The following is a 3,221-nucleotide window of genomic DNA, read 5'->3' as shown; positions in this document are numbered from 1 at the left end:
ATGCGGTGGCTACGAATAGCCGTATGTGGGGCTGAGCTAATTTGGCGCCCATCGTCGTCGATCCCGAGGCCTTGGCCGGCGCGGGAAAAGCCGTCGCCGGCATCGGTGACGAATTCGCCTCAGCGGTGGGGACGTTGTCCTCGAGCCTCGGTGGTGGCGCGCCCAGCGGATTCGACGCAGCAGGGTTGGCGTTCGGCATGGCCTATCAGAAGTCGGCACAGGGACTGTTGGACGCCGGCGCCGGTTTGGTCAACGCGTCGCACAACGTGGGCTTCGGGGTTGGGATGTCGGCGACCAACTACTCGCAGGCCGATGCGGCGTCGACCGTCGGTGGTGGCGCGGCGCCGTTGACGCCTCCGGAGAAGCCGGGACACTTCGACACCCCGTCGTGCCCGCCGTCGTTGGGTGGCGGAGTGATGCCGCCGTTCTTGTGGTCGGTGTTGGAGAACTTCATCCCCGACTCGTGGCCCGACGGCGATCCTGGTCGGCTGCGCGCTTCGGCGGGGGCATGGCAGAGCTTCGCGTCGACGCTCACCGGCATCGCCGGAGCGTTGAGCGGCCCCTCGGGAGTCATTGGGGCGCAGCAGATTCCCGAGGGCGGGGCGATGACGTCGGCGATGTCGAAGCTGTCGCAGTGCCTGACAGATGTGGCGACCGAAGCGGGGAACCTCGCCACCCAGACGCGGGATTTCGCCGACGACGTGCAGTCGACACAGGATGCGATCCGCGATCTGTGCGACCGGATCTCCCCATCGGGCATCTTCGATGGCATCACGGCGGTGTTCAGCGGCGACGCCCTCGACGAGATCAAGGAGATCGCCGACGACGTCCAGAAGGTTCTGGAGAACTTCGGTCGTCAGGTCGACGGGAAGATCGCGTTGATGGAGTCGCTGATCACCGCGCTCGACGGCGCAGTGGTGTCATTGCAGCAGAGTGCGCGCCGCGAGTTCACTCACTATCTCGGGGACGACGTCGGCGGCGCGCTTGCGAGCGCCTTCGAGTTCCAGTCGAACGTCGGCGAAGGAGTCATCAAGGCGGGGATGCAGACAGTCGTCGGCATCGAGCAGCTCGATCCGACGCGGTTCGCCTCCGATCCCGACGGGGCTGCGGCAGCGTGGGGCGGCGTGCTCGACACGTTGAAGTACGCCACCCCCACCGGAATCGCCGCAGACCCACTCGGCGCGTTCGAGCACGGCAAGGACATGTTGGGTGGCATCACGCACGCCGAGGATTGGCGCGCCGACCGGCCCGGGTTGGGGCTCGGCGGTGTCCTCTTCGAAGCGGGTTCGGCGGCCACCGGTGTCGGCGCGGCGAAGACCGGCCTTCGGGGCGTCACTGCGGCGGCGGAAGCTGGTGAAGAAGGCGCAGCGGTCCGAGCCGTCTCTGGTGCCGCGGAGTCCACCGCGCCGATCGCTGGCCGGGCGTCCGAGATCGCCAGCAAGCTCGACGACCTCACCACCCTTACCGACGATATGGCCTCTGGAGCCACGCCTGGGGTTCACAGCCCGTCGGTGCCGCCGTCATTGACCGAGCCCAACATGCCCCACGTGTCCGGGGCGCCTCGGCTTCCGGAAACACCTACGCCGCATGGTGTTCCGGAGACTACCGGCCCCCGGGATGTGCCCGAGTACTCGGCGCCGCGCACGGCCGAATTGCCCCCGCAGCACGCGCCGGACGCGAGTGCGCCGCGCCCGGCGGAGATACCTGCGCACGATGGGCCCGAGCCGAGCGCGACACGTGCGCCGGAACCTGCGGCTAGCGGTCCGGCGACCAGCGCTCCCGAGGGCTCGCGGCCGCCCGTCACCTCACCGCACGCTACGGATCCGTCGCCGGCGACTGCGACACGCGAGCCGGCGATGGCTGGGACCGAGAGCGGGGCGGCGCACGCCGCGGACGTGCCGCCATCGGGATCGTCTGGAATACCGCATGAAGCTGCACCGCAGGCGCCTCACAACGGATCGCCGCCACTAGATCACTCCACCGCGGGGCAGCACGACGGACATGACTCTCATCATCTCGGTGATGACCACTCGGATCCAGGGGCTCACGCCACACATGTTCCGGGGACCGAACAGTCTCCTCTAGACGCTGCAAACAGTCTCAACGATGCTTTCGTGCATGGAGCGCCCACATCCGACTTGGCGCGGGTGGTCGCCGAAGGATCGACTCACTACGTCGGTGACGTTGACCGGGTCGTCCTAGGCAAGTGGGACGGTCAGGACGGTGGCTATATCGGTGAGGCGAGGCACAACGGGGGGATCTATTTCGATACTGGTGACGACGTGTGGCAAGCGGTCGAAGGCGACCTCAGCCCAGAGAAGGCGAAGGAGTTGGGCTGGCAAGTCAACGAGCAGTTCCTCCGTACTCAATTGGAGAATGGCGTCCAACGGATTGAATACGTTCTCGACCGCGACGCCTACTCGTCCTTGGAGCAGCTCGTGACTGAACGCGCGAACACGTTCTCTGCAATGGAGATCAAGTTCCTCATAGCGAACGCGGAGGCTTATGGATACCAGCGTGTCGGCGATGCGTGGGTACGGATTGGAGAAGGGCAGCCATGACATACGACTTTCCGTCCGAAGTGGAGCGGATAGTAGGACCCTCGCTGGCGACGCGGGGATACGCACTGGACGAAGTTGATCCGCGAGTTGACGAAGGCGGCCGTTGGGGTTCGGTGGTCTACTACCGCGGGGCCGACACCAAGGTCCAGGTGTATTTGTCAACGCGAGAAGGCGAGGTCAATTGCATGATTGCACCACTAGACGCGCCAAACGAGTACGGGCTGAGAAATCGTTCGAAGAAGTGGAGATACTTCACCCGGTTCATCGAGCATCCGAACGTTCCTCTGGAGGAACTGGTGAAACTCATTCCCGTTGCGCCGAGCACGGATGAGGGTCGACTCGAATTCGTGAAAGACACGATAGAAGAATGTTTCACTGCCGCACATGCTGGCATCTTGCAGATTTGACCATCCGTGGACGATCGGTGAACACGATGATCAGCTGATCTACCCGCCGCCGGATCGGCGGGGATCGCCGATCTAGGGACGGACGACGTGAAGATGAACTTGGCGGAACTAGCGAAGGCCCTCGACGCCATCGCAATGCCAACGCGTGTCATCTCGTTGGGAGCGCCGGCGGAAAACAGCTGGTGTGTCGTTCAGGCATCCGATGGCACGTGGGAGGTGTTTTGGATGGAGCGTGGCAACAAGATCGACTTGG

General features: G+C 64.7%; 2 protein-coding genes. Both read left to right on the top strand.

Features of this window, described 5'->3' with window-relative positions:
* The first annotated feature begins 41 nt into the window (after nt 1-41).
* Nucleotides 42-2,561, top strand: coding sequence for a WXG100-like domain-containing protein (locus QOD90_RS08100; RefSeq protein WP_526348437.1), 2,520 nt, complete (start codon nt 42-44; stop codon nt 2,559-2,561).
* A complete protein-coding gene (locus QOD90_RS08095; RefSeq protein WP_526348435.1) occupies nt 2,558-2,968 on the top strand; it encodes a hypothetical protein in 411 nt (136 codons plus the stop codon). Before QOD90_RS08100 ends, QOD90_RS08095 begins: the two co-directional genes overlap by 4 nt.
* Nucleotides 2,969-3,221 lie beyond the last annotated feature (253 nt).

Source organism: Mycobacterium sp. (assembly GCF_032161845.1).
Classification (GTDB): domain Bacteria; phylum Actinomycetota; class Actinomycetes; order Mycobacteriales; family Mycobacteriaceae; genus Mycobacterium.
The sequence above is the reverse complement of the archived record's forward strand: the minus strand, read 5'-3'. Positions and strand labels throughout refer to the sequence as shown.

Bases quoted from the DNA above. Each gene is read 5' to 3' on its own strand.
- QOD90_RS08095 (WP_526348435.1), top strand. From the start codon at position 2,558: ATGACATACGACTTTCCGTCCGAAGTGGAGCGGATAGTAGGACCCTCG.